Source organism: Allobosea sp. 05T422_2 (assembly GCF_056396265.1).
Genome location: NZ_JBFTLD010000484.1, coordinates 1 through 2,017, shown reverse-complemented (window position 1 = coordinate 2,017; position 2,017 = coordinate 1). Strand labels below are relative to the sequence as shown.

The window sequence follows — 2,017 nt, the reverse complement described above, 5'->3', positions numbered from 1 at the left end:
GCACTGAGCAGCGTGATCGTCACCCGTTGGTTCGGCGCGATGTAGGGATTGTCGGGGAAGACCGGCTCGGTGTCGGCGCGTCCCACCACGGAAGCGAAGCGGTCGTTGGGGAGCCCGGCACCCGACAGGATCCCGCGCACGGCGAGCGCGCGCCCGGCGGAGAGGCTCCAGGAATCGACGGCCCGCACCGAGCCCGGGCGCGCGGCGGCCGTGTGGCCCGTGACAGACAGTTGGTTGGGCAGTCCGCGCAGGGTGGGCGCGAGCGCCACCAGCACGCGACGGGTGCGCTCGTGGGGGTCGACCGAGCCCTCGGGGAACATGGACCGGCCGAGCTCGTCCGCGAGGGAAACGTTCAAGCCCTCCTTGGTCGGCTCGATCACGATGTTGCGCGACAGCTCGGCTATTTCGGGCATGTTCTGGAGCGCCTGCCGGAGGCTGGCTACGGCGCTGTGCTGGGCCTGCGCGCCGGCGGCCGGGCGGCTGACTTCGCGGTCGCTGGCGCGGCCCGAGCTGGTCCGGCGCGCTCCGTCCTCCTGCTCCGTGATGCCCCTCGCCGCGTCGCGGGGCGCCGACGACCTGTTGCCCGACTTGTCCAGGGCGGTACCCATCAGGACGCCGCCAGCGCCACTGGTGCTCGCACTCACAGCCCCCGGCGTGAAGTATTCCGCCAGGCCGATCTTCTGCTCCTGCGTCGTCATGCTGATCAGCCACATCAGCAGAAAGAACGCCATCATGGCGGTCACGAAGTCCGCATAGGCGATCTTCCAGGCCCCGCCATGGTGCGCATGAGCGGCCTTCTTGACCTTCTTGATGATAATCGGCTGGGCGGGCTTGGCCATCGAGTCCCTACTGGAGATTGGGTCAGATGTTGGCGGGCAGATCGGCGGTTGCCGCTTCCACTTCGCTGAAGGTCGGGCGGACGTCGCTCATCAGAGCCTTGCGAGCAAATTCTACCGCCATCACCGGCGGCTGGCCGCTGATATGGGCGAGGAGGCCCGCCTTGAGTGAAAGGTAGTACTTGGATTCCGCCTCGAAGATGCTCCTGAGCGACTGCGCCATGGGCCCGAAGAAGCCGTAGGCGACGAAGACGCCGAAGAAGGTGCCTACGAGCGCGCCGCCGATCAGATGTCCCAGCACCTCCGGCGGCTCGGTGATCGACCCCATCGTCTTGATCACGCCGAGAACGGCGGCGACGATGCCGAGCGCTGGTGTCCCGTCGGCGATCKACTGCATGGCCGCAACGATGCGCTCCTGCTCCTGGTGGTGCGTTTCCAGTTCCTCGTCCATGAGAGCGTCCATCTCGTGGACGTTGTCGGCACCCATCGTCAACATGCGCATGTAGTCGCAGACGAACTCGACCGCATGATGGTTCGCTGCAAAAGTCGGGAAGGCGTTGAACAGCGTCGACTCGCTCGGATCTTCAATGTGCTGYTCGACCGCGAGCAGGCCCTTCTGCTTCGCAAGCTTGTACAAKGAATACTGCATCGCCAGCAGTTCGACATAGGCTTCCGGCTTGTACTTGGAGCCCTTCATGAGCGTGCCGAACATGGCGGGCACGGCCTTGAGCACCGGCGCGGTGTTGCCGATGATGAAGGCACCGACCGCTGCACCGAGGATGATAACAAATTCGAACGGCTGCCAAAGGACGAGGAGTTTGCCGCCCATCGCCGCATAGCCGCCGAAGACGCAGACAAGGACGATGATTGTGCCGACGATCAGCCGCATAGATCTGCTTTCCTGCGCCGCAGCAGGTGCAGCCCGCGCTAACTCACTACTAGTCCAGCGAAATGACCGATCGAGGTTAAGGGCGAGTTTACAGCCATTCGCCCGCAGGTTTGTAAGCGTCGTGCTCCGGCTACGGCTTGAGGCTTGGGGCGGCAGGGTAGGCCCAGGGGAGAAAATCGGGGTGCAATGAGTCTCCGCCAATCCTGGTGATCGGCGTCCAATAGGGGACCGTTTCCCGGGATCATCTACGCTGCGCCGCTTTGCTGTGGCGCGGCGAGGCTGAGGATGACGC

2 protein-coding genes are annotated in these 2,017 nt (G+C 64.8%); both read right to left on the bottom strand.

Features of this window, described 5'->3' with window-relative positions; translation table 11 throughout:
* Nucleotides 1–839: flagellar motor protein MotB (locus AC1DJT_RS36430; RefSeq protein WP_476836025.1), on the bottom strand; the 839-nt coding region annotated here is incomplete at its 3' end.
* A gap of 22 nt (nt 840–861) precedes the next feature.
* Nucleotides 862–2,017: flagellar motor stator protein MotA (gene motA, locus AC1DJT_RS36425; RefSeq protein ID WP_476836024.1), on the bottom strand; the 1,156-nt coding region annotated here is incomplete at its 5' end.